18 protein-coding genes and 1 pseudogene are annotated in these 19,962 nt (G+C 72.4%); 9 read left to right on the forward strand and 10 right to left on the reverse strand.

The annotated features are described in order from the left end of the window. Window position 1: 1 nt before the first annotated feature. On the forward strand, window positions 2-2,893 hold the full coding sequence (locus tag K1T35_RS11645) for an AAA domain-containing protein (RefSeq protein WP_220260177.1): 2,892 nt from the start codon (window positions 2-4) through the stop codon (window positions 2,891-2,893). Here K1T35_RS11645 and K1T35_RS11650 read toward each other — a convergent pair. Continuing rightward, a complete protein-coding gene (locus K1T35_RS11650) occupies window positions 2,886-3,902 on the reverse strand; it encodes an ABC transporter substrate-binding protein (protein WP_220260178.1) in 1,017 nt (338 codons plus the stop codon). The two genes, K1T35_RS11645 and K1T35_RS11650, sit on opposite strands and share 8 nt — an antisense overlap. Window positions 3,903-4,002: 100 nt before the next feature. On the opposite strand from K1T35_RS11650, the gene K1T35_RS11655 reads away from it, so the two are divergent. Beyond that, entirely contained in the window at window positions 4,003-4,893 is an 891-nt protein-coding gene (locus K1T35_RS11655; protein ID WP_220260179.1) for an ABC transporter substrate-binding protein, read from the forward strand. Here the strand turns inward: K1T35_RS11655 and K1T35_RS11660 are convergent. Continuing rightward, window positions 4,869-5,591, reverse strand: coding sequence for a TIGR02206 family membrane protein (locus K1T35_RS11660; RefSeq protein ID WP_220260180.1), 723 nt, complete (start codon window positions 5,589-5,591; stop codon window positions 4,869-4,871). The genes K1T35_RS11655 and K1T35_RS11660 overlap by 25 nt on opposite strands. Before the next feature lie 166 nt (window positions 5,592-5,757). On the opposite strand from K1T35_RS11660, the gene K1T35_RS11665 reads away from it, so the two are divergent. Then, window positions 5,758-7,020: a YeeE/YedE family protein gene (locus K1T35_RS11665; RefSeq protein ID WP_220260181.1), complete on the forward strand. Its 1,263-nt coding sequence runs from the start codon at window positions 5,758-5,760 to the stop codon at window positions 7,018-7,020. A 59-nt stretch (window positions 7,021-7,079) separates the two neighbouring features. Here K1T35_RS11665 and K1T35_RS11670 read toward each other — a convergent pair whose 3' ends face one another. Continuing rightward, window positions 7,080-8,699, reverse strand: coding sequence for an MDR family MFS transporter (locus K1T35_RS11670; protein ID WP_220260182.1), 1,620 nt, complete (start codon window positions 8,697-8,699; stop codon window positions 7,080-7,082). 137 nt (window positions 8,700-8,836) lie between these two features. Between K1T35_RS11670 and K1T35_RS49750 the strand changes: the two are divergent. Together K1T35_RS49750 and K1T35_RS48800 are read left to right on the forward strand one after the other, a co-directional pair. Continuing rightward, a pseudogene (locus K1T35_RS49750) lies at window positions 8,837-9,397 on the forward strand (TetR/AcrR family transcriptional regulator); the annotation flags it as partial. 159 nt (window positions 9,398-9,556) lie between these two features. After that, window positions 9,557-9,799: a transposase gene (locus K1T35_RS48800; RefSeq protein WP_255622581.1), complete on the forward strand. Its 243-nt coding sequence runs from the start codon at window positions 9,557-9,559 to the stop codon at window positions 9,797-9,799. Here K1T35_RS48800 and K1T35_RS11680 read toward each other — a convergent pair. Beyond that, complete coding sequence (locus tag K1T35_RS11680) at window positions 9,785-10,354, reverse strand: ABATE domain-containing protein (RefSeq protein WP_220260184.1); 570 nt, start codon at window positions 10,352-10,354, stop codon at window positions 9,785-9,787. The genes K1T35_RS48800 and K1T35_RS11680 overlap by 15 nt on opposite strands. Window positions 10,355-10,406: 52 nt before the next feature. Here K1T35_RS11680 and K1T35_RS11685 point away from each other — a divergent pair, with 52 nt between their 5' ends. Next, window positions 10,407-11,297, forward strand: a complete 891-nt coding sequence (locus K1T35_RS11685; protein ID WP_220260185.1) for an alpha/beta fold hydrolase — start codon at window positions 10,407-10,409, stop codon at window positions 11,295-11,297. Here the strand turns inward: K1T35_RS11685 and K1T35_RS11690 are convergent. The 5 genes from K1T35_RS11690 to K1T35_RS11710 form a co-directional block, all read right to left on the reverse strand. Further along, a complete protein-coding gene (locus K1T35_RS11690) occupies window positions 11,248-11,679 on the reverse strand; it encodes a hypothetical protein (RefSeq protein WP_220260186.1) in 432 nt (143 codons plus the stop codon). The genes K1T35_RS11685 and K1T35_RS11690 overlap by 50 nt on opposite strands. Continuing rightward, on the reverse strand, window positions 11,676-12,371 hold the full coding sequence (locus K1T35_RS11695) for a hypothetical protein (RefSeq protein ID WP_220260187.1): 696 nt from the start codon (window positions 12,369-12,371) through the stop codon (window positions 11,676-11,678). The genes K1T35_RS11690 and K1T35_RS11695 overlap by 4 nt, the downstream gene beginning before the upstream one ends. A gap of 8 nt (window positions 12,372-12,379) precedes the next feature. Then, complete coding sequence (locus K1T35_RS11700) at window positions 12,380-13,408, reverse strand: hypothetical protein (protein WP_220260188.1); 1,029 nt, start codon at window positions 13,406-13,408, stop codon at window positions 12,380-12,382. Between the two features lie 176 nt (window positions 13,409-13,584). Further along, on the reverse strand, window positions 13,585-14,613 hold the full coding sequence (locus K1T35_RS11705; RefSeq protein WP_220260189.1) for a methyltransferase: 1,029 nt from the start codon (window positions 14,611-14,613) through the stop codon (window positions 13,585-13,587). A 9-nt stretch (window positions 14,614-14,622) separates the two neighbouring features. After that, the gene (locus tag K1T35_RS11710; protein WP_220260190.1) at window positions 14,623-15,237 is read right to left on the reverse strand and encodes a hypothetical protein; all 615 of its coding nucleotides are present in this window, start codon (window positions 15,235-15,237) and stop codon (window positions 14,623-14,625) included. Between the two features lie 259 nt (window positions 15,238-15,496). Here K1T35_RS11710 and K1T35_RS11715 point away from each other — a divergent pair, with 259 nt between their 5' ends. Beyond that, window positions 15,497-17,203, forward strand: coding sequence for an ATP-binding protein (locus K1T35_RS11715; protein WP_255621784.1), 1,707 nt, complete (start codon window positions 15,497-15,499; stop codon window positions 17,201-17,203). A 56-nt stretch (window positions 17,204-17,259) separates the two neighbouring features. On the opposite strand, the gene K1T35_RS11720 is transcribed toward K1T35_RS11715, so the two are convergent. Next, window positions 17,260-17,634 (reverse strand): VOC family protein, encoded by a 375-nt coding sequence (locus tag K1T35_RS11720; protein WP_220260191.1) that lies wholly within the window; start codon window positions 17,632-17,634, stop codon window positions 17,260-17,262. Window positions 17,635-17,810: 176 nt separating this feature from the next. Between K1T35_RS11720 and K1T35_RS11725 the strand changes: the two genes are divergently transcribed. Next, window positions 17,811-18,284 (forward strand): DUF6220 domain-containing protein, encoded by a 474-nt coding sequence (locus K1T35_RS11725; RefSeq protein WP_220260192.1) that lies wholly within the window; start codon window positions 17,811-17,813, stop codon window positions 18,282-18,284. A 4-nt stretch (window positions 18,285-18,288) separates the two neighbouring features. Further along, on the forward strand, window positions 18,289-19,770 hold the full coding sequence (locus K1T35_RS11730; RefSeq protein WP_255621785.1) for a multicopper oxidase family protein: 1,482 nt from the start codon (window positions 18,289-18,291) through the stop codon (window positions 19,768-19,770). Window positions 19,771-19,962: the final 192 nt, after the last annotated feature.

Here is a 19,962-nt window from a genome sequence, read left to right on the forward strand (position 1 = left end):
GATGGCTGCGGATTGGTCGACGGACGTCGTCGCGGCGGTCGAGCGATGGGCCGCCGTCGAGGGCGGGCCGGGCCGCACCGCCACGTGGGTCGACCTCGGCACGGCGGTAGCGCACGGCGACGGCGACGGCCGGCTCGTGGTGGACGCGCGTGACCGGCGGGTCGCCGTCCTCGACGCATGGCTCGCCGGCGCGCAGGGGCCCGAGCGCGAGCGGGTCCACCCGGTCGACGAGCTGCGCGACGAGGCCGGGGTGCTCGTCGTGCGTCCGTCGGTGGACGGCGTGCCGGAGCAGGGCACACACCTGTGGGGGCAGGCAGTACCCGTCGTCGGTTCGCTCCTCGACGGGCTGCGCGCCGCCGGGCCTGCGCCACTGGCGCAGGCACTCGCCGAGAAGCGGCCGGCCGGGAAGCCCACCTCGGAGGCGAAGGCACAGGGGCTCGACGACGAGCAGGTCGAGGCGTTCCGCGCGTGCCTGAGTCCCGGTCTCCGGCTGGTCTGGGCTCCGCCGGGCACCGGAAGGACCCGGGTGCTGGCGCGCGCGATCGAGGCGCTGGTGCACGACGGCAAGCGGGTGCTGCTCGTCTCGACGGTCGACGAGCTGCTGGATGCCGTCACCGAGCAAATGTCACTGGAGCAGGGGGCCGCTGTCCGGATCGGGTGGGGGCCCGTTGCCGCCGAGGCGTCCCGAGAGGTGGACGAGGAGTGCGCCGCCGTCGCCACCGAGCTGCGGACGATCGAGGCGCTCGCCCCCGAGGCCGAGCGGCTCCGTGCCGATCTCGGCGACTTCGACGAGCCCGCCTACCGCGTCGCCGTCGCCCGCATCGTCGCCGGTCGCGCCCTCGAGGAGCTCCGACTACGGCTGCGGGACGCCGAGGCCGCGGCCGACGTGGCGCGGCGGGGGGTCGTCGTCGCGGCCACCGAGCTGCGGGAGGCGCTCGACGCGCAAGCCGCGATGGCCCCGGTGCGGGATGCGCTGGAACACCACCGGCTCGCGGTCGAGGGCCTCGCCGCGCTCGCGCAGCGGCAGCGAGCCCTCGAGGAGGAGCGCGACACGGTCACCGCGCCGGAGACGCCGGGCCGGCGCGCGCGCCGGGAGCACCGCCGCCTCGTCGAGGTCGCCGAGGCGGAGCTGCGACGCTTCACCGGCGCGGCGGCGGAGGGGCGGCGGCGCTGGCTGGACGTGCTGTTGCGGGCGCGCGACGTGATCGGTGAGCACACCCAGTCCGAGGTCGACGACGCCGACCAGCGTGCCGCGAACGCCGAGGACCTGGTGGCAGCCGCCCACGAGGGGTTCCGGGAGGTCCGTGAGCTCCTTCTCAGGATCCGCGGCGAGATCGACGCCGCCGAGGCGCGCGGGCAGCCCACCGAGGACGATCACCGGCTCGTCGTCGACACCGAGGCGCGCGGGCTGCCCGGCCTGCATGCCCGCCTGCAGGAGTTGGTGGGCCGGCTGAACGGGGTGGCGGCGCTCGACGCGCGCTACCGCGAGCTGGTCGACCGGGCCCGGGAGCTGCGCGCCGACGCCGAGGCGCGGCTCGTCCGCGAGGCGCGGGTCGTCGCGACGACGCTCACCCGGTCCCGCGTCCACCCCGCGCTCGCCGACGCCACGTTCGACGCCGTCCTCGTCGACGAGGCCGGTGCCACGCCGCTGGCCGAGGTCCTGCTCGCGCTGTGCCGGGCCACGACCACGGCCGTGGTGTTCGGCGACTTCCTGCAGTCCGGGCCCGCGGTGCCGGACGACCCGGACACGGGCTTCCAGCGGTGGGTCCGGGCCACCTGCTTCTCGCACCTGGGGATCGAGGCTCCGGCCGACCTCGACGCCCGCGAGGGCTGCATGGCGCTCACGCACCAGTCCCGGTTCGGCGCCGGCCTGCGCACGCTGGCCGACGAGACGCTCTACGAGCGGCTGCGCAGCGCCCCTGATGCCGCCGAGCCGCACACCGACATCGTGTTGATCGATGTCTCCACGATCCCGGAACTCGCCGCGGCCCGCCCCGGGGCTGTTGACGGGAGGTGGTCGGCGGCCGGTGCCGTGCTGGCCCGTGCGCTCGCGGAACGGCATCTGCGTGACGGACCGGTCGGCATCGTCGCCCCTGACGTCGTGCAGGCGGACGTCACGCTGGCCGCGCTCCGGGATCGCGGCCTGGTCGGTGGCGTCGCGATCGGCCCCCTGCCGGCGTTGCACGGCCGCGAGTTCTCGACGGTCGTCTTCGATCTCGCAGCGGGAGATCACGGGCCACGCACGCTCGGCGCAGGCATCACCATGGCCCGGGACCGGCTGTACCTCATAGCCGACGGGGTGGACGGCCCGCTCCGGGCGGCCGTCGAGCGCGGTGACGTCCGGACGTGGAGTGCCGCCGCGTTGCTGGGCACCGCGGAGCCGCCCGCCGACGATCGGACGTTCACCGAGGTGCGCGAGCTGCTCCGGACCGATGTTGACGACGGGCGAGACCTGGAAGGGTGCCTCACCGCGGCACAGCGGTCGGTGTGGATGTGGGCGCCGTGGCCGGGGGAGGTCGACGCGCCGCTGCGGCACGCCGCCGATCGCGGGGTGCGGGTGCGCGTGTTCGCCCGAACCCGCGAGGACGCCGCGGCGGGCACCGTCATCAGATCCGACCACGGTCACGGCGGGATCGTCGTCGTCGACGAGCAGGTGGTGCTCCTCGGAGCAGGGGAGCGCACGATCGCGATGACCGGGACGGCGTTCGCCGGCCGACTGCTCGCCGAGCTGCAGGCGGAGTGGACCGGCGAGCCTCGGACGTGCGGCGGGTGCGGCGAGCCCCTGGAAGTCCGGCGGGGCGGTACCGCGGACGTCCAGTGGCAGTGCCCCGGATGCCACGTCGGCATCCCCGAGCAACGGCACGAGGCAGCGGCGAGCCCGGCGGTCAGCTGACGACGTCGTCCCGGGCGGCCGTCACCGTTGCGGCGAGGTCCTCGAGCACGGCGGCGAAGCCGCCTGCGGACAGGCGCGCCTCGGCGCTCCACCTCCCGACCTGGCCGGCCTGCACCGCGGGCAGTGCGATCCAGGTGGGGTAGGCGGTGAGCTGGTCGGGCTGCAGGCTGAACGCGCGGGTGTCGTGGAGGATGAGGTCCGCCGGGTACCGGCCGGCCTGCTCCCAGCTCAGGGTCTCGTAGTACTGCTCGCCGCCGTCGGGCTCCACGAGGTCCAGGCCGAGCGCGCGGAAGCTGAGCAGGTCCGGGAACTGGCTCGGCCGGGCGATCGACAGGCCTTCGGAGTCGGCGTAGGTCACCAGGACGCGCAGGTTCGGCTTGGCCGCGACGGCGGTCCGCGCGGCGGTGGTGGCCTGGTTGAGCCGCACCCTGGCGTTCATCAGCTCCGGGGTGTGGGTGTCGGCGCCGAGCAGCCGGGCGAACCGCTCGTAGCCCGCGACGATCTGCTCGGCCGGTGCGCCGTAGCCCTCGAGCGCCACGAGCGGCGCGATCCCCGTGACGCGGTCGACGGCGTCGTCCCCGATCACCCACATGACGTTCGGGCTGGTCATGCCCGTGACGACCAGGTCGGGCCGGAACGCGGCCAGCGCCTCGAAATCGAGGGCGTCGTAGCCCTCACCGGCCGATCCGACCGAGGTCAGATCGATGCCGCCGACTGTGCTGTCCGGGGAGCCGTCCTCGCGGCGCTGCGGCCCGAAGATCCCGACAGGGCGGACGCCGTAGTCCCAGAGGACCGCCGCTACGCCCGCGTACGCGACGACCCGCTCGGGGCGCCGCGGGAGTTCCACCTTCACCCCACGCGCATCGGTGAAGCTCCAGCCCGGTGCCGGGGCCGCGGGCGTGGCCGCCTCGTCGGAGCCGCAGGCGGGAAGGCCCAGCAGTGCGCCGAGGGCGGCCGAACCGGCGAACAACCGGCGCCGGCTGATGCCGGCGGCGTGCGTCGTGACCACGGGTGACCTCCGGGGTTCATGCTGGGTTGCCTACCCTAAGTTGCGGGAGCGATCATGGAAAGCCTGGAATTTAGTGACCTGTGGTAACTAATGTGGGAGCGTGACCTTGCTGCGACGTCGGACGCTGCTGGGATACGCAATCGGCGCGGTCGTCGCCGGCTGTGCCGGGCCTCCACCATCGGCGTCAGAGCGGACCGTCGATTCCGCGCACGGACCGATCGCGGTCCCCGAGCGCGCCGAACGGGTCGTCTGCCTGGATCTGTCCAAGATCCAGCGCATGCTGGACGTCGGTTGCGTGCCGATCGGTGTGCTCGACGGCTGGCAGCCGGTCGCCGAGCACGCCGCGTGGTACGCGTCCGTCGCGCGGACCGGCACCCAGTCCGCTCCCGACGTCGAGGCGATCGCCGCGCTGCGTCCCGACCTCGTACTCGGCAGCCCTCAGGGAGTCGACGACGCGCTCTACGGCCGTCTGTCCGCGCTCGCCCCGACCGTCGTGCTGGCGGCCCGCGGGCTCGGCGCGGGCTGGAAGGAACTGTCCGAGGCGGATGCCATTGCCGCGGGCCGGCAGGACGGCCTTGCGGCTGTCCGCGAGCGCTACCTGGGTCGGGTCGCCGAGCTGCGCACGACGCGTGCCGCGGCGCTGCGGGAGCGTTGGATCGGCTTCTACGGGATCCCCGGCGGTGCCTACGCCCTCCTGCCCGAGTCGGGCCCCGGCGTCGTGCTCACCGACCTCGGTGTTCCGCCGGTCGGGCAGGTGAGCGGGATCTTCCAGGAGGTGTCGTACGAGGAGCTCGGCCGCTACGCGGGCGCCGGCCTCGTGCTGCTCGATGCCCAGGCCGACGGCTCCCTCACGCCGCCGACCGCCGCGCTGCGTGCGCAGCCCACGTTCGCCTCACTCGCGGACAGGGCCGTGGCCGCCTCGCACCTGCTCGTCTTCTCCTACGGGGAGGCGCTCGCCCTGCTGGATCAGCTCGACGTCGCGCTGCGGTGAGTGGCCGACCGGGTCCACGGCCAGGTCAGCAACGCCCACGCGCCGAGCCCGACCACGAGTTCGACACCGAGGTACCACGGCCATTCCCCCATGAGATCGAGGAGCGAGGGATTGTCCGGCCTCCTGCTGACGAACAGGTAGTTGGTGCCGGCGGCCTCGTTGAACGCCAGCATCGCGAGACCCCAGGCGACCGTGACCGCGGCGGCGATGGCGAAGCCGCGCCAGGTCGGCCGCATCCCGGCCCACCAGGTCAGGTACACGGCCGCCCATACCACGAGCAGGTGCTGCCCCCAGAAGCTGACGAAGTCGATGCTCAGTGCCTCCGGGCCCTCGAGGGCCGGCGTGATGAGCGCCTGCGGGACCAGCGTGAGTCCCCAGTAGTAGGTCAGCGCGTAGGCCCAGTGCCGCTGGGACCACAGCGCGTAGGCGGCCGCCATCCAGGCGAGGTCCGAGATCTGGAACGGGAGCGAGTGCTCGATGTCGAACCGGGCAGGCGACAGGTCGTAGACCAGGATCGGAACGTGGAAGGCGACCAGAACGAGGGCGAGCACACGGCCGACCGTCCGGACGGCGGGCGTGCCCCGGTAGCGGGAGCCCAGCACGGCGAGGACGAGTACGCCAACGGCCAGGACGATCAGGACGATCCAGTGGGAGGCGCCGTAGGCGGCGAACGATCGCTGTGCCGCCAGCGGGTTCACCGATCCAGGCTAGTACCCCTGCGCCGGTGCGGTGAGCCGCGCGAGAAGTTAGCCTAGGCAAGTGATCCTCACGCGTCGGCGCCACGTCGACCACTGCACGCAGCGCGCGGCGGCCTGTCGACCCTGACGACCCGCCGGCCCACCCCTGCGTACCCGAGGTTTCGTCGTGACGACCACCGCCCCTGCTCGCTCCTTCCTCACCCCCGCGCCCACCTGCGCGGCCCCGCCCGTCCCCGATCCCGCCGCGCCGGGGCAGTGGCGCCCGCTCGCCTCGATCGGTGTGCTCGGCGCCGCGCTCATCACGTACGTCGGGCTGGCGCACGGCGCCCGGCAGGCCGTCCTGCTCGCGCTCGGCGTCGGGCTCGGTGTCGCCCTCTTCCACTCGCGTTTCGGCTTCACCTCGGCATGGCGCCAGCTCGTGGCCGTCGGCAACGGGGCGGGCCTGCGCGCGCACGCCGTGTTGCTCGGCACGACGGCCACGCTGTTCGCGCTGGTCATCGGCACGGGCACCGGACTGTTCGGCTCGGAGCCCGCGCCGTCGGCAGGGTCGCTCGGGGTGGGACTCGTGCTCGGCGCGTTCCTCTTCGGGATCGGGATGCAGCTCGGCGGGGCGTGCGCATCCGGCACGCTGTTCGCGGTCGGGTCCGGGCAGGGCACCGTCGTGCTCACGCTCTTCGGTTTCATCGCGGGCTCGGTGCTCTACACATGGGCCTACCCGCTGGTCGCCGACCTGCCTGCGTTGCCGGCCGTCGTGCTGTCCGAGCACATCGGCTGGTTCGGGTCGTGGGCCGTCACGATCGTGGCGCTGCTGGCCGTCGTCGCGATCAGCCGGGCCGTGCAGGCCCGCCGCAACCCGCCGCCCACCGGCGTGCCACCCACGGCGCGCGGCGTGGCCCGGATCCTGCGTGGTTCGTGGCCGATGTGGGTCGGCGCGGTGACGCTCGCCGTGCTCGGGGCCGGCGTGCTCGTGGTCTCGGGCGGCGCGTGGGGGATCACGAGCGCGTTCGCGCTGTGGGGTGCCAAGGCGTTGCAGGCGATCGGCCTGCACCCCGAGACGTGGGCCTACTGGCAGCAGCCCGCGCAGGCCAAGTCACTCGCCGGCCCGGTGCTCGCCGACAAGACCTCGCTCACCGACATCGGGATCATGATCGGCGCGGCAGTCGCGGCCACCGCCGGTGGCGCCTGGGTGATGCACCGCTCCATCCCGTGGCGCACGGCGCTGGCCGCCGTGATCGGCGGGATCGTCATGGGGATCGGCGCCCGGCTGGCGAGCGGCTGCAACATCGGCGCCTACCTGGCCGGCATCGCGTCGGGCAGCCTGTCCGGCTGGATCTGGGGCCTGGCGGCGCTGGCCGGCACGTGGGTGGGCCTGCGTGCAAGGCCCCTCTTCGGCCTGGCGAACCCGAAGCCGTCCGACTCGGTCTGCTGATTCCGACGAACGGCGCGTTCGTCGGAACCTATCCGACAAACGCGCCGCTCGTCGGAACGTCAGTGGGCGACGGGGCGGTCTGCGCCGTCTGAGGGCTTGCCGGAGCGTAGGAACAGCGCCAGGAACACGCCGACCAGCGTGAGCGAACCGGCGATGAAGAACCCGCTGCCGTAGGCGGAGGCCTGGACCTGCCCGGCCACCTCCTCGTACAGCGGGAGCACGCCGGTGAGCCCCTGCTGCTGCACCTCGGTGAGCTGTGGGCTCGATCCGGCTTCCAGCAGGGTGGACCGGTCGGCCATGTACTGCGCGCTGTTGTCCTGGACGAGCGCGGTCATCATGGCGAGGCCGAGCGCCGCGCTCACGCGCTGTACCAGGGTGTTGAACGCGCTGCCGCTGTCGGCGACCTCGGGCGGGAGGACCGAAAGGCCGCCGGTCATGATCGGCATCATCCCCAGTGCCATCCCGGTGGCCATGACGACCATCCCGAGGATGAGCTCGCCGCGGGTGATGTCGACGTTGATCCGGGACAGCAGCAGGATCCCGGTCCCGACCAGCGCCAGCCCGACGACGGCGGGTATCCGAGCGCCGATCTTGTCGTACAGCACCCCTGCGAACGGCATGAGCAGCATCATCGCGAGCGCCTGCGGCAGCAGGGTTATGCCGGTGTTCAACGGTGTCCAGCCCTGCGCGTCCTGCAGGAAGGACGGCACGTAGAACAGCACCGCGAACAGGCCGATCGACATCGCGCTGATCAGCATGAGCGAGTTGACGAACGGCCAGTACTTGAAGATCCGCACGTCGAGCACGGGGTGTTCGACGTGCAGCTCGACCACGATGAAGAGCGCCATGAACACGGCCGCGGCGATGAACAGCATCACGGTGCGGTAGTCGGTCCAGCCCCAATTGTCGCCCTCCTCGAGCGCCAGCAGCAGGGAGAACAGGCTGGCGGCGATGCAGAGGAACCCAATGAAGTCGAAGGGCTTGCTCTTCTCGGCCGGGAACTTCGTCAGCCAGAGGGCGGCCGCGATCGCGCCGAGGATGCCGACCGGCACGTTGATCAGGAAGATCATTCGCCAGTTGGTGTGCTCCACGAGGTAGCCGCCGAGCGTGGGCCCGATGCCCGGCGCGACGACGATGCCCAGCCCGTACATGCCCATGGCGGCGCCGAGCTTCTCCTTGGGCACGATGCGGAACAGGATGGTCATGCAGGTGACGGGGAGGACGCCGCCCGGGATCGCCTGCAGGATCCGGAACCCGATCAGCCCGCCCAGCCCGGTGGACACGGCGCACAGGAGCGACGCGATCGTGAAGAGCACGATCAGCGCGACGTAGAGGCGCTTGAGCCCGAACCGCGCACCCAGCCACGCACTGGCGGGCACCATGACGCCCTCGGTGAGGCTGTACGCGGTGCTGATCCACTGGACGCTCTCGATGCTGGCGCCGAGGTCCCTGCGGATCGACGGGATCGCGACGTTCACGATGCTGAGGTCGAGCACCGACATGAACATGCCCGTGATCAGCACGGCGAGCGGGAGACCCCACCCCGTCGCGGCGGGAGCGGGCGGCAGCGGATCCCCCACCGGGGTCTTCCGCGGCGGGGCCGGGCGGGAGTCGCCCGCGCGCCGCTCGTCCGCGCCGGCATCCGCGCGCACGAGCTCGTCGTCCAGCGACTTGGTCATGAACTTGCCCCTCGATACCGGAGGTGTTGCCGCGCGACACTGCCCGACAGATGCGGGGGTCATTCCCCGGTGAACTGCGGACACTGTACCCGCAGAATCGGAGGGGCTGCCACGCTTTGTTGATATAATCACGGATGATGTCTGCTCCCTCCGGCGCCCGCCCGGGCCTGCGCAGCGACGCCCGGCGCAACCGCCGTCGCCTGCTCGAATCCGCCCGCGAGGTGATGCGCGAGCAGGGCCTCGATGCCTCGCTCGGGGAGATCGCGCGCCGCGCCGGTGTGGGCAACGCCACTCTGTACCGGCACTTCCCGACGCGGGAGGCGCTGTGCGAGGCGGTCTTCGCGGAGTACGGCAGCGAGCTGGAGCGGATCCGTGAGCGGGTGCTGCGGATCCCCGACCCGTGGGACGCGCTGACGAGCTGGCTCGAGGAGAGCTGTACCGCGTTCGCCACCGACCAGGCGTTCGCGGACCTGGTCATGCGCGGGATGCCGCAGTCGCCCGCGCTCAACGACCTGTGCATGCGCGCGATCGGATTCGCCGAGACCCTCTTCCGCGACGCGCAACGCCGGGGTGCGATCCGCTCGGACGTCGAGCTGACCGACCTGATGGTCATCATGTACTCGTTGCAGCAGATGGTCGCCGCCACGGCACAGGTGGCTCCCGACGCGTGGCGGCGCCATCTGGCCATCACCCTCGACGGACTCCGCCCGCGCGCGGGCGCTGTCCTGCCGCCCGCCGCGATCACGTTCGAGCAGCTCCTCGCGCTCGGGGAGTGTCCGCAGCCGCGCCGCCCCATCGAGCACGTCTTCGATGCCGAGCCCCGTCTCCCGGTTGGCGAGGGTGAGCGCGGCCCTGCGATCAGCGACGAGCTGTGGGAGCTCATCGAGCCAGAACTCCCGTCGAGCGCAGGGCGCAGGGGACGGCCGTCGCGGGACCACCGCCAGACCCTCGAGGCCATCCTCTGGCGTTACCGCACGGGGTGCCCGTGGCGGGACCTGCCCGCCGAGTTCGGCCCGTGGCAGACGTTGTGGAAGCGCCACCACCGCTGGTCCGCCGACGGCGTGTACCAGCGGATGCTGGAGCGGCTAGTCCAGAGCTGACCGCCTGGCGTGGTGGCGGCTCGCCTTCGCCCGGTTGCCGCAGCGGCGCATCGAGCACCACTGCCGGTTGCGGCCGGGTGAGCGGTCGAGGAACCGCAGCCCGCACCGCTCGTGCGCGCAGACCCGCACCTGCTGCGCGACCGCACTGGCGGCGACCAGCGCGACGGCGTCGGCCGCGATGAGCGCCAGCGCGCGCTCCGCGCCGTCGGCGCCATGAGGAACCTCCGCGTGCACGCGGCCCGCCTCGTCGAGCCGGAGCCGAGCCGGTGGTGGGACGGCGCGGCGGCCCCACCCGTCGACCAGTGCGACGTCCTCGGGGCGCGGCCGATCGTTGCGGAGCACCCGGTCGAGGGCCTCGCGCAGCTCGCGCGCCCGCGCCAGCAGCTCGGCGTCCACCTGCGGAGAGCGGTCGACCAGCTCGGCCGCCTGCAGCCACTCCGCGAGGTCGGCCGGCGCGGCGAGCAGCTCGCGCGGCGTGGCCGACCAGCGCTCCCGCAGGGTGTTGACCAGGTCGAGGCACGGCCGACCCCCGTGCCAGATCCAGTCCTGTCGCATCCCGCCATCCTCCTGCTAGCTTCTAACCATCTTAGAGGGTTAGGAGGCCGGGATGGGGCAGGTAGCGGTCGTCAACGGGCTGCGGATCCACTACGAGCACGCCGGCTCGGGTCCGCCGGTCGTGCTGCTACACGGCTGGCCGCAGACTTCGCACTGCTGGCGGCACGTCATCCCGCGCCTCGCGGAGCGGCACACCGTGATCGCCCCCGACCTGCGCGGATACGGCCTCACCGACAAGCCGGTCGGTGGCTACGACAAGCGCACGATGGCCGTCGACGTGAGCGGGCTCGTCCGGGCCATGGGGTTCGAGCGGGTCGCCGTGGTCGGGCACGACAGGGGAGCCCGGGTGGCGCACCGGTGGGCGCTCGACCGTCCTGACGAGATCGACCGGCTCGTGCTGCTGGACATCGTCCCGACGCGGGCGATGTTCCGCCGTGACATGACCGTGGCCCGCGGCTACTGGCACTGGCTCTTCCACCTGCAGCCCGACCTGCCCGAGGTCCTGGTCGGCGACCGCGTCGAGGAGTACCTGCGGTGGTTCTTCGAGCGCTGGACGGTCGACCGCTCGGGAGTCGAGGAGGCCGTCGAGCACTACGTCACCGCGTTCCGCCGGCCGGGCGCGTTGCGCGCCGGGTTCGACGACTACCGGGCCACGTTCCCCGACGACATCCCGCACGACGACGCCGACGCCGAGCGGGGCAACCGGCTACGGGCGCCGCTGCTGGTGCTGTGGGGCGAGGCAGGCCTGCCGGCGGGTCTGCCCGTGGTGGAGGTCTGGGAGGAGTACGCCGACGACGTCCGGGGCGAGGTGCTGGCGGGGTGCGGGCACTTCGTGCCAGAGGAGCGGCCCGACCTGCTGGTCGAGCACCTGCTGGCGTTCCTCGGCGGCGGGGTCAGTTCGGAGCGCAGACCGTCCAGCGGTCTCGTTCCCGGCGCAGGCTGAGCGTTCCCGGTTCCCGTCCGGGTGTGGTGATGAGCGCCGTGGCGCTCTGCCCGTCGGGCGTGATCCGGACGTCGGTGACGTCGAATTCGGGCACCGCGGCGTCGACCGGTTGGGCAGCCGGGTCGTAGTCGTCGTCCTCGGTGATCCCGGTGGCTTCCTCCGTGCAGAGCAGATCGAGCAACACCGGATAGTCCTGCCGTTCGACCGAGGTGGCGAAGTCGGTGACGACACGGCGGATCTGGGCCTCGTCGGTGTTGCCGAGCCCGAGGTATACCCCGCCACCTGCGACGGCGATGAGCAGCACGGCAGCGGCGGCGACCATGCGGTTGCGCAGTCTCGATGGTGCCTGCTGTGCGATTTCCCGCCATGGCTGGGTGGTCATCCGAGATCGAACCTTTCCGCCATGAGCTGGTCGAGCTCGCGCCCGATGTCGGCCTTGACATCGATGTCGCCCTCGTAGACGAGCGCGACGCTTCCCTGTGGGAGTTCCGGCGATACGCAGTAGTGCAGCAGGCCGCTGTCCCGGGTGACGAACATCAGCTCGGTGGACGGGATGCGGCCGTCGTCGTCCCAGCCGGGGATCGGGCCGTCGAACCCGGCCCACGCGGCATAGGTGAGCATTCCGGCGGGGCGCGTGAGCCCGTAGGACTCTCCGTCGGGAGCGGTGAATCCGGCGTGCACGTCGACGAGGAACGTGCGCAGCGGTTCCGGAAGCGTCTCCCAGAAGACGGGACGGGACGCGCCGAAGCTCGCCGGATCCCACCCGATCCACGTGATCTGCTCACCGGTACGGGCCGCCGCGATGTAGGCGAGCGCCCAGTCGCCGCGCAACCGGCACACCCGCACGTCGATGAGGTTGTCGGTCAGGCCCCCGCCGAATGCCGGCACAGCGGCGAGGAATTCCGGGTTCCACAACGTCAACGCCGCCTCACGGCGATCCGCGTCCTGAGCTGCTTCCGCGATCGGTCGCCATGCGGGCGGCAGCTGCGCCAGCCCGGTGGTGCCGGGCGCGGGGAATTCGACCGGGCCGTCCCCGGCATCGGCCACGATCTTGTCGAGGTCGGGCTCGCTCATATCGCCTCCTAACGTTCTCCCTGGCTGTACACCAGGAAGGTGATGAGATCCCGCAGCTGAGCCCGCACCTCGTCCTCCAGCGCCCGCTGGTCGCGCTTCCATTGCGCGTCGGCCCATGGGATGTCGGCGGCGCTGCGGGAACTCTTCGCGACGTTGGCCCGTCCGGACAACCACTGCAGGTTCAGCGGCGCGTTGGCGACCGCGTACATGTTGTCCGGGCTCAGCAGGGTGAAGCCAGGCGTCTGCACCAGCTCGGCCAGCGAGATGATGTGGTCGGGCGATGCGTTGACGCTCCCGGTAGTGCGTCGACCCACGGTTGACCCGGGGTCGGCGGGGTCGGGATCGTCGGCCCGCGGACGCGGCACCCCGCGCAGCCGCACGTCCCCGATGTCTCCGGGATTCCTCTTGCGGAGGACGTCGTACATCGGTCTCACCGGCGAGCTCGCGTCGACCTGCCAACGGTCTCCCGGGGCGGGAGCAGGCGGCGGCATCCAGCCGGGACGCACGTTCCGCTTGGCCTCGTCGAGCTGCCGGCGGACGTTGTCGGGGGCGGTGGTCTGCACCGGCGGTCCGTCGGGTCCCGCACCGGCGAGTGCCGCGAGCGCCCGGGTGCGTGCGGCGTTCTGCAGGCAGATCTCGAGGTTTGCGACCGCGGTCTGCTGGGCCGAGTTCAGCTGTCCGGCTTCGGCGTCGTATGCCGCGGCCTGGGCAGCCTGCGCGGGCAGCCGGAACAGGTGCGGCCGCGCGTTGTGGGCATCGATCCGCTGCTTGACCGCGAGCAGTGCCGCGTGCTGCGCCTGGCATTCCGGCGGCGGTACGAACTCCGGCGGAGGCGGTTGGTTCGGCGCCGCACGCGACGGCGGCGCGGCGGTCGCGGCCGGCTCTGCGGCCGACGCCATCGACGGCACGGGCTGGCCGACGACGAGAAGCGCGGCGGTCAGCAGCGCCGAGACGAGCCCCGCTCGGGGCGGGCCGGTCGTGGCGGCGATCTCGGTCGCCCCTGCCGGCGGCTTGCGGCGGCGTCGGCCGATCAGCATGTCGTCCCCCTGGGTCGGCGCCGTGTCTCATCGGCTCTTACGAGCCCCGGCGGACGCAGGGGGTTGGGGTCGACTTCCGGGAATCCCCGTCAGCTGAGGTGGTGCCTGCATGCGGGTACTTCGTGCCCGAGGAGCGGCCCGACCTGGTGGTGGAGCACCTGCTGGGGTTTCCTGGGTTAGCCGGGCTTGCGGGCGAGCAGTACGCCACGGTCGCCTGCCGTCGGCCGGTGCTCGACGTCGACGAACCCCGAGCGCTCGGCCATCTCGGCCAGCTCGCGCACCGACCAGCACTTGCCCGGGGTCGAGTGCATCAGGAGTACCGAGTACTCGGCAACGGCGAGCGGCCCACGCTTGTCGGCGTCGACGTGGGTGTCGTGGTCGATCAGCCACCCGCCGGGCGGGAGCGCCGTGAACGACGCGGCGAGGAGCCGCTCGACGCGGGGCGCGTCCCAGTCGTGCAGGACGTGCGAGTACAGGTGCGCGTCGAACCCGCTGGGGAAGGGGTCGGCGAACATGTCGCCGCCGATCACCTCGATGCGGTCGGCGAGCCCGCGGGCGCGCAGGAGCGTCCGCGCGGCCGTGTCCACCGGCGAGCGCTCGAACACCGCGGCGCGCACGTCGGGGCGGGCGGCCAGCACGGCGGCGGCGTAGCCGCCCGAACTGCCCGCGACGTCGAGGAGCGCCGTGATCGGAAGGTCGGGGATCGCCGCGGCGAGGGCCGGGGCGAGGAAGGCGCCTCGCGCGTCCATCGCGGCGGTGATCCGCTCGGCGAATGCAGGGTCGTCGAGCCGGCCCGACCAGTCGGGCTCGTTGTGCGCGCTGGACCATGCCGCGGGCGTGCCGGTCCGCAGCACCTGTGCCAGCTCACGAACGGTGGGCCGTTCGGCCAGTGAGCCGTAGTAGGCGCGGAGGTCGAACGGCGAGCCGGCGACCAGGTGCAGGCGGCCGAGCTCGGTGAGCGCGATCCGGTCGCCCGCGTCGAGGTCGCGGTCGACGAGGCCGAGCGCGGCGCAGTAGGTCAACAGCACGTCGGCAGGGCGCTCGGCCAGCCCGAGCCCGGCGCACACGTCGGTGGCGGGTGCGGGGCCGTGCGTGGCCAGCCAGGTGAAGAGATCGAGCTCGGCGACGGCGGCGATGAGGAGGTCGCCGGCGTAGACGCCGTCGCGCAGGCGGTAGAGGACCGTCGGATCGGGGATGTCGATCATGCCCGCAGGCTATGTGGCGGCCCGCAGCTCCGCGTGGCGCTTCTTGAGCCCGTGGTCCTTGTTGATCGGGTTCTGCGCCTCGTCCGGCTCGACGCCCGCGTCGACGGCGATCTCGTTCATCCGGCCCAGCATGCGGACCAGGTGGGCGATCCGGGCCTCGTCCGCGTCGACGGGCCGGGTCGTGCCCGCGGCGAGCGCGAGCGTGCGGTCGACCCAGATCGTCTCGGCGTGCAAGCCTGCCTCCCGCAGGACCCCGCGCAACCGCTGCGCGAGCTCGCGCGGTGGCAGGTCCTGCCAGCCGGCGAGTGTGTGGGCGGCGACGGGGAACAGGCGCCCGCGGTCGCGCAGGTAGATCAGCTCCAGGGCGAAGGCGTGGCCGTAGGCGCAATACGTGCAGCCGTTGTGCAGTGAGATGGCGGCGGCGGCCAGGTGCGTGCGCAGCGGGCCGAGGGCGCGCATGGTCCACAGCAGGCGGGGCATGTTGGCGGCGAACCAGATCACCGAGTGGCCAGGACCCAGGTTGCGGACGATGTGCGGGATCATCCGTGGCGCGAACCCCCACATCACCCGGCACAGGGATTCCAACATCCGGGTGACGAACCGCTCGAGCTCGTCGCGCGACATCCGAGCTCCTCACGACAGGTGATCGGCAGACTACCGAACGACAGCAATCGCAGGTAGACCGCCGGTCTCGGGATCCCGCACTTTCCGACGAACGGCGCGTTCGTCGGATAGGTACCGACCAACGCGCCGTTCGTCGGAACGGGCTGCGCCGCGCCGGGCGGGGTGTGGGAGAGGTGGGGCCGCCGGTCGCTATCGTCGACCCGGCTGTCCGAGCCTTGGAGGAGCCCTGTCCGACGCATCCGCCCCCGCCGTCGGCCGTGTGGTCGGCACGGAGGACTCCACGCCGCTGCAGTTCAGCGTGGCGCTCGCGCCCGAGCAGTACCTGCAGCTGGACGACGTCGTGGTCACCGTGCGCCCGGTGCCGGGGATCGGGCCGGTGATGACCGCGGGCGTCGTCACGGAGGTGCGGGCGCGGCACGAGGGCGCGACGTTCGGCTCCGACGTCTTCCTCATCGCCGACGGTGTGCTGCCCGCGCAGGTGCAGGAGATCGCCGAGATCACCACCACGCGGGTGGAGCCGGAGTGCTACGTGCCGCCCACGCCCGGCTCGATCGCCTCGCGGGCGACGGGTGAGGAGCGGGCGCGGGCGCTCTACTTCGACCAGATGGACCTCAAGGTGCCGGTCGGGCTGGGCCGCGACGGCTCCCCGATCTACGTCAACCTCGAGTTCCTCGACGGCACGCGCGGCGGGCACGTCTCGATCAGCGGCATCTCCGGTGTCGCGACGAAGACCAGCTTCGCGCTCTTCCTGCTCTACTCGATCTTCCGCAGCGGGGTGCTCGGACGCCGGTCGGTGAACGCGAAGGCGCTGGTCTTCAGCGTCAAGGGCGAGGACCTGCTCTTCCTCGACCACGCCAACACCAAGCTGGACGAGGACCTGGTGTCGGCGTACGCGACGGTCGGGCTGCCCGCCGGACCGTTCTCGTCTGCCGGGTTCTTCGCGCCGCCGACGCCCGACGACCTGTCGGGGCGCCCGTTCGTCTCGGGGCGCACCAGCGGCGTGAGCGCGTTCTGGTGGACGCTCGCCGAGTTCTGCGCCGAGGAGCTGCTGCCCTACGTCTTCGCCGACGCCGAGGACGAGCGCAACCAGTACACGATGGTGATCCACCAAGTCGCGGCCCGGCTGCGGCGGGAGGCCACGCCGGTCGGCGACGGGGGAGTGGTCGTCGGCGGCCAGGTGCTGCGCACCTACGACGATCTGATCGAGTTCGTCTCGGACCGGCTCACCGACGAGGACGAGCGGCGCGACTGGGCGGGCCCGGTCACCGGCACCGGCACGATCAACGCGTTCCTGCGTCGGCTGCGGTCGAGCCAGCGTCCCCTGCGCACGATCGTCCGCGGCGATCTGACGGACTCACCGGGCCGCCGGGTCAGCACCGACGCCCACCAGGTCACGGTCGTCGACCTGCACAACCTCCCCGAGCGCGCACAGCGCTTCGTCGTGGGTGTCGTGCTCGCGGCCGAGACCCGCAAGAAGGAGGCCGCCGGGCCGGGCGGGCTGCTCTTCACCATGATCGACGAGCTGAACAAGTACGCCCCGCGCGAGGGCTCCAGCCCGATCAAGGAGGTGCTGCTCGACATCGCGGAGCGCGGGCGCTCGCTGGGGATCATCCTGATCGGCGCGCAGCAGACGGCGAGCGAGGTCGAGCGGCGGATCGTGTCGAACTCGTCGGTGAAGGTCGTCGGGCGGCTCGACCCGGCCGAGGCCGGGCGGCCCGAGTACGGGTTCCTGCCGCCGTCGCAGCGCCAGCGGGCCACGCTGGCCAAGCCGGGCACGATGTTCGTCTCGCAGCCGGAGATCCCGGTGCCGCTGGCCGTCGAGTTCCCGTTCCCGGCATGGGCCACCCGGCTATCGGAGTCGGCAGGGCCGCCGGTGGCGGCGAGCACCAACGGCTCGGCCCCGCGCGACCCGTTCGCCCGCCTCCCCGCCGCCCCGGCGGACGAGGACGACGACGCGCCGTTCTGACGGGCAGTCGTGAGTGGATACGCGCGCTATGGCTCGCGTATCCACTCACGACCAGGTCAGGTGGTCTCCCAGAGGCCGAGCGTGTTGCCCTCGGGGTCGGTGAAGTAGGCGTACGCACCCATCCCGGGGATCTCGGTCCGCTCCTTGACGGTCCGCCCGCCGGAGGCCTCGACCTGCTTGAGCGCCTGGTCGATCGACTCGACGTCGATCGTGAGCACCGGCGACGGGGTGTCCTGGCTCCGGCGCATCAGGCCGCCGTTGATCGCCCCGGGCGCGGTGGGCATCTGGTTCTCGTCGACCGCGGTGGTCTGGACGATCGTGTACTCCATCTCCGGCATGTCCTGCAGCTGCCACTCGAAGACGGACCGGTAGAACTCCTTCGCCCGTGCCACGTCATCGGCTGGGATCTCGAAATGCACGACGCTGCGCATGCCGTCGCTTCTACTCCTGTCGCGCGGCGTTGAACAGGCCCGTTCAGCCCTTGACGCCCCGGCCGGGGTTCGTCCCGCTACCGACACGATCGGGTTACCGCTGCTCAGAGCGGTTAACGGCGGTGGGGCCACCCGCGAGTTTCCTGCGCACCATCCCTGTGGCCGAAGGGACCGCCATGAAGTCCGTCTACCGCGTGCTCGCCTACCTGATCGCGCTCGAGGTCGTGATCCAGGCGTCGGTGATCGCGTTCGCCATCGCCGGTCTCGGCAAGTGGATCCACGAGGGCGGGGTGCTCGACGCCGCATCGATGGAGAGCGAGACGACGGATTTCACCGGCGTCGCCGGATTCATGATCCACGGCATCAACGGCCAGATGATCGTGCCCCTGATCGCGCTGCTCCTGCTGATCTCCTCGTTCTTCGCGAGGATCCCGGGCGGCGTCCTGTGGGCCGGGCTCGTGCTGGCGACCGTCGCGGTCCAGGTGCTGCTGGGGATCTACAGCCGCGGCGGCGAGCCGGTGCTCGGGCTGATCCACGGTGCGGTGGCGTTCGTCCTGTTCACCTTCGCGGTGATCGCGGCCCGCAAGGCCGAGGCCGCGCTGGGCGGGCTGGAGCGCAGCCCGGCGCGCGGCACCGCGGGCGTCGCATAGACCGGTGCTCGCCCCTCCCGAGGCCGCCACGGCCCCTCCCGTGGCCCCGCGGCGGCGCGAGCGGCGACGTCTGATCGTGGGCGTCGCCGCCGCGCTCGCCGTGCTCGCGCCGCTCGCATGGCTGTGGCAGGCGAGCCTGCTGCCCGACACCTACTCGGTGACGGACATGGGGCTCGTCGACGACGGGCGGGGCGGCGGGCACGCGGGGCACGGGGTCGCCACCGGCGGTCGCGGCGTGGACGCGCTGACCGAGCCGTCCACCGCGCCCGCCGACGTCCGGGTGGAGCTGGTCGCGCGCGAGGGGTCCTTCCGGCTCGCGTCCGGCGAGGAGGTGACGGGTTACACGCTGAACGGCACCTCGCCGGGCCCTGCCATTCACGCCGAGCTCGGCCAGCTCGTGGAGGTGCACCTGGTCAACGAGTCGGTGCCCGACGGCGCGACCCTGCACTGGCACGGCCTCGACGTGCCCAACGCCGACGACGGGGTCGCCGGTGTCACGCAGGACGCGGTGCCGGTCGGCGGCTCGTTCACCTACCGGTTCCGGGCGGATCAGGCGGGCACGTTCTGGTACCACTCCCACCAGGTCTCGCACGTGCAGGTGCAGCGGGGGCTCCTCGGCGCTCTCGTGGTGACGCCGCCGGGCGGGGTGGGCGCCACCGACGCGCTCGCGCTCGTCCACCTCTACGAGGGCACGCGCACCGTGAACGGGCGCAGCGGGGAGACCCGGGTGGAGGCGGCGCCGGGCGAGCGGGTGCGCGTGCGCGTGGTGAACACCGACAACGCGCCCATGTCCGCATGGGTACCCGCCGCGCCGTTCCGGGTGCTCGCCGTGGACGGCACCGAAGTGCACGAGCCCGGACCGGTGCGCGACGTCGCGGTCGAGGTCACCGGCGGGGCACGGGCCGACCTGGAGGTCGTGGCTCCGGCCCGGATCGAGCTGGGTGGCGCGTCCGTGCTGGTCGGCGAGGCGGTGCCCCCACCGGCGCCCCGCCCGGCCGCCGCGCTGGACCTGCTCACCTACGGCACGCCTGCCCCGCTGGGCCTCGACCCGGCCGCGGCCACCCGGTCGTTCGACTACGTGATCGGCCGCAGCCCCGGCTTCCTCGACGGCGTGCCCGGCATGTGGTGGACGGTCAACGGCCGCATGCACCCGGACGTCCCGATGTACATGGTGGCCGAGGGGGACGTCGTGCGGATGCGGGTGGAGAACCGCAGCGGCGAGGGACACCCCATGCACCTGCACGGCCACCACGCCGTGGTGCTCTCCCGCGACGGCGTGCCTGCCACCGGCAGCCCGTGGTGGATCGACTCGCTGCAGGTCGGCGACGGCGAGACGTACGAGATCGCCTTCGTCGCCGACAACCCCGGCATCTGGATCGACCACTGCCACAACCTGCCCCACGCGGTGGAGGGCCTTGTCGCACACCTGATGTACGAGGGCGTGACGACGCCCTACCGCATCGGCGGCCCCAACACCCCGGAGTAGCGCCGGCCCCGCTCCCGGTGGTCGAGTAGCGCCGGCCCGCCAGGGCCGGCGCGTATCGAGACCACATGCCTGTCTCGGTTGTAGTGGTCTCGTCGGGGGTAGTGGTCTCGATACGGTCCGGCGCCGGGGCGCCGGCCCTACTCGACCACCGGGGCGGCCTCTCGGCGCACGCGAACGTCTGTTCGGCCGACG

Source organism: Pseudonocardia sp. DSM 110487, from assembly GCF_019468565.1.
In the GTDB taxonomy this organism is placed as follows: domain Bacteria; phylum Actinomycetota; class Actinomycetes; order Mycobacteriales; family Pseudonocardiaceae; genus Pseudonocardia.

Bases quoted from the DNA above. Each gene is read 5' to 3' on its own strand.
- K1T35_RS11645 (WP_220260177.1), top strand. From the start codon at position 2: ATGGCTGCGGATTGGTCGACGGACGTCGTCGCGGCGGTCGAGCGATGG.
- K1T35_RS11670 (WP_220260182.1), bottom strand. From the start codon at position 8,699: ATGACCAAGTCGCTGGACGACGAGCTCGTGCGCGCGGATGCCGGCGCG.
- K1T35_RS11680 (WP_220260184.1), bottom strand. From the start codon at position 10,354: ATGCGACAGGACTGGATCTGGCACGGGGGTCGGCCGTGCCTCGACCTG.
- K1T35_RS11685 (WP_220260185.1), top strand. From the start codon at position 10,407: ATGGGGCAGGTAGCGGTCGTCAACGGGCTGCGGATCCACTACGAGCAC.
- K1T35_RS11690 (WP_220260186.1), bottom strand. From the start codon at position 11,679: ATGACCACCCAGCCATGGCGGGAAATCGCACAGCAGGCACCATCGAGA.
- K1T35_RS11695 (WP_220260187.1), bottom strand. From the start codon at position 12,371: ATGAGCGAGCCCGACCTCGACAAGATCGTGGCCGATGCCGGGGACGGC.
- K1T35_RS11700 (WP_220260188.1), bottom strand. From the start codon at position 13,408: ATGCTGATCGGCCGACGCCGCCGCAAGCCGCCGGCAGGGGCGACCGAG.
- K1T35_RS11705 (WP_220260189.1), bottom strand. From the start codon at position 14,613: ATGATCGACATCCCCGATCCGACGGTCCTCTACCGCCTGCGCGACGGC.
- K1T35_RS11710 (WP_220260190.1), bottom strand. From the start codon at position 15,237: ATGTCGCGCGACGAGCTCGAGCGGTTCGTCACCCGGATGTTGGAATCC.
- K1T35_RS11720 (WP_220260191.1), bottom strand. From the start codon at position 17,634: ATGCGCAGCGTCGTGCATTTCGAGATCCCAGCCGATGACGTGGCACGG.
- K1T35_RS11725 (WP_220260192.1), top strand. From the start codon at position 17,811: ATGAAGTCCGTCTACCGCGTGCTCGCCTACCTGATCGCGCTCGAGGTC.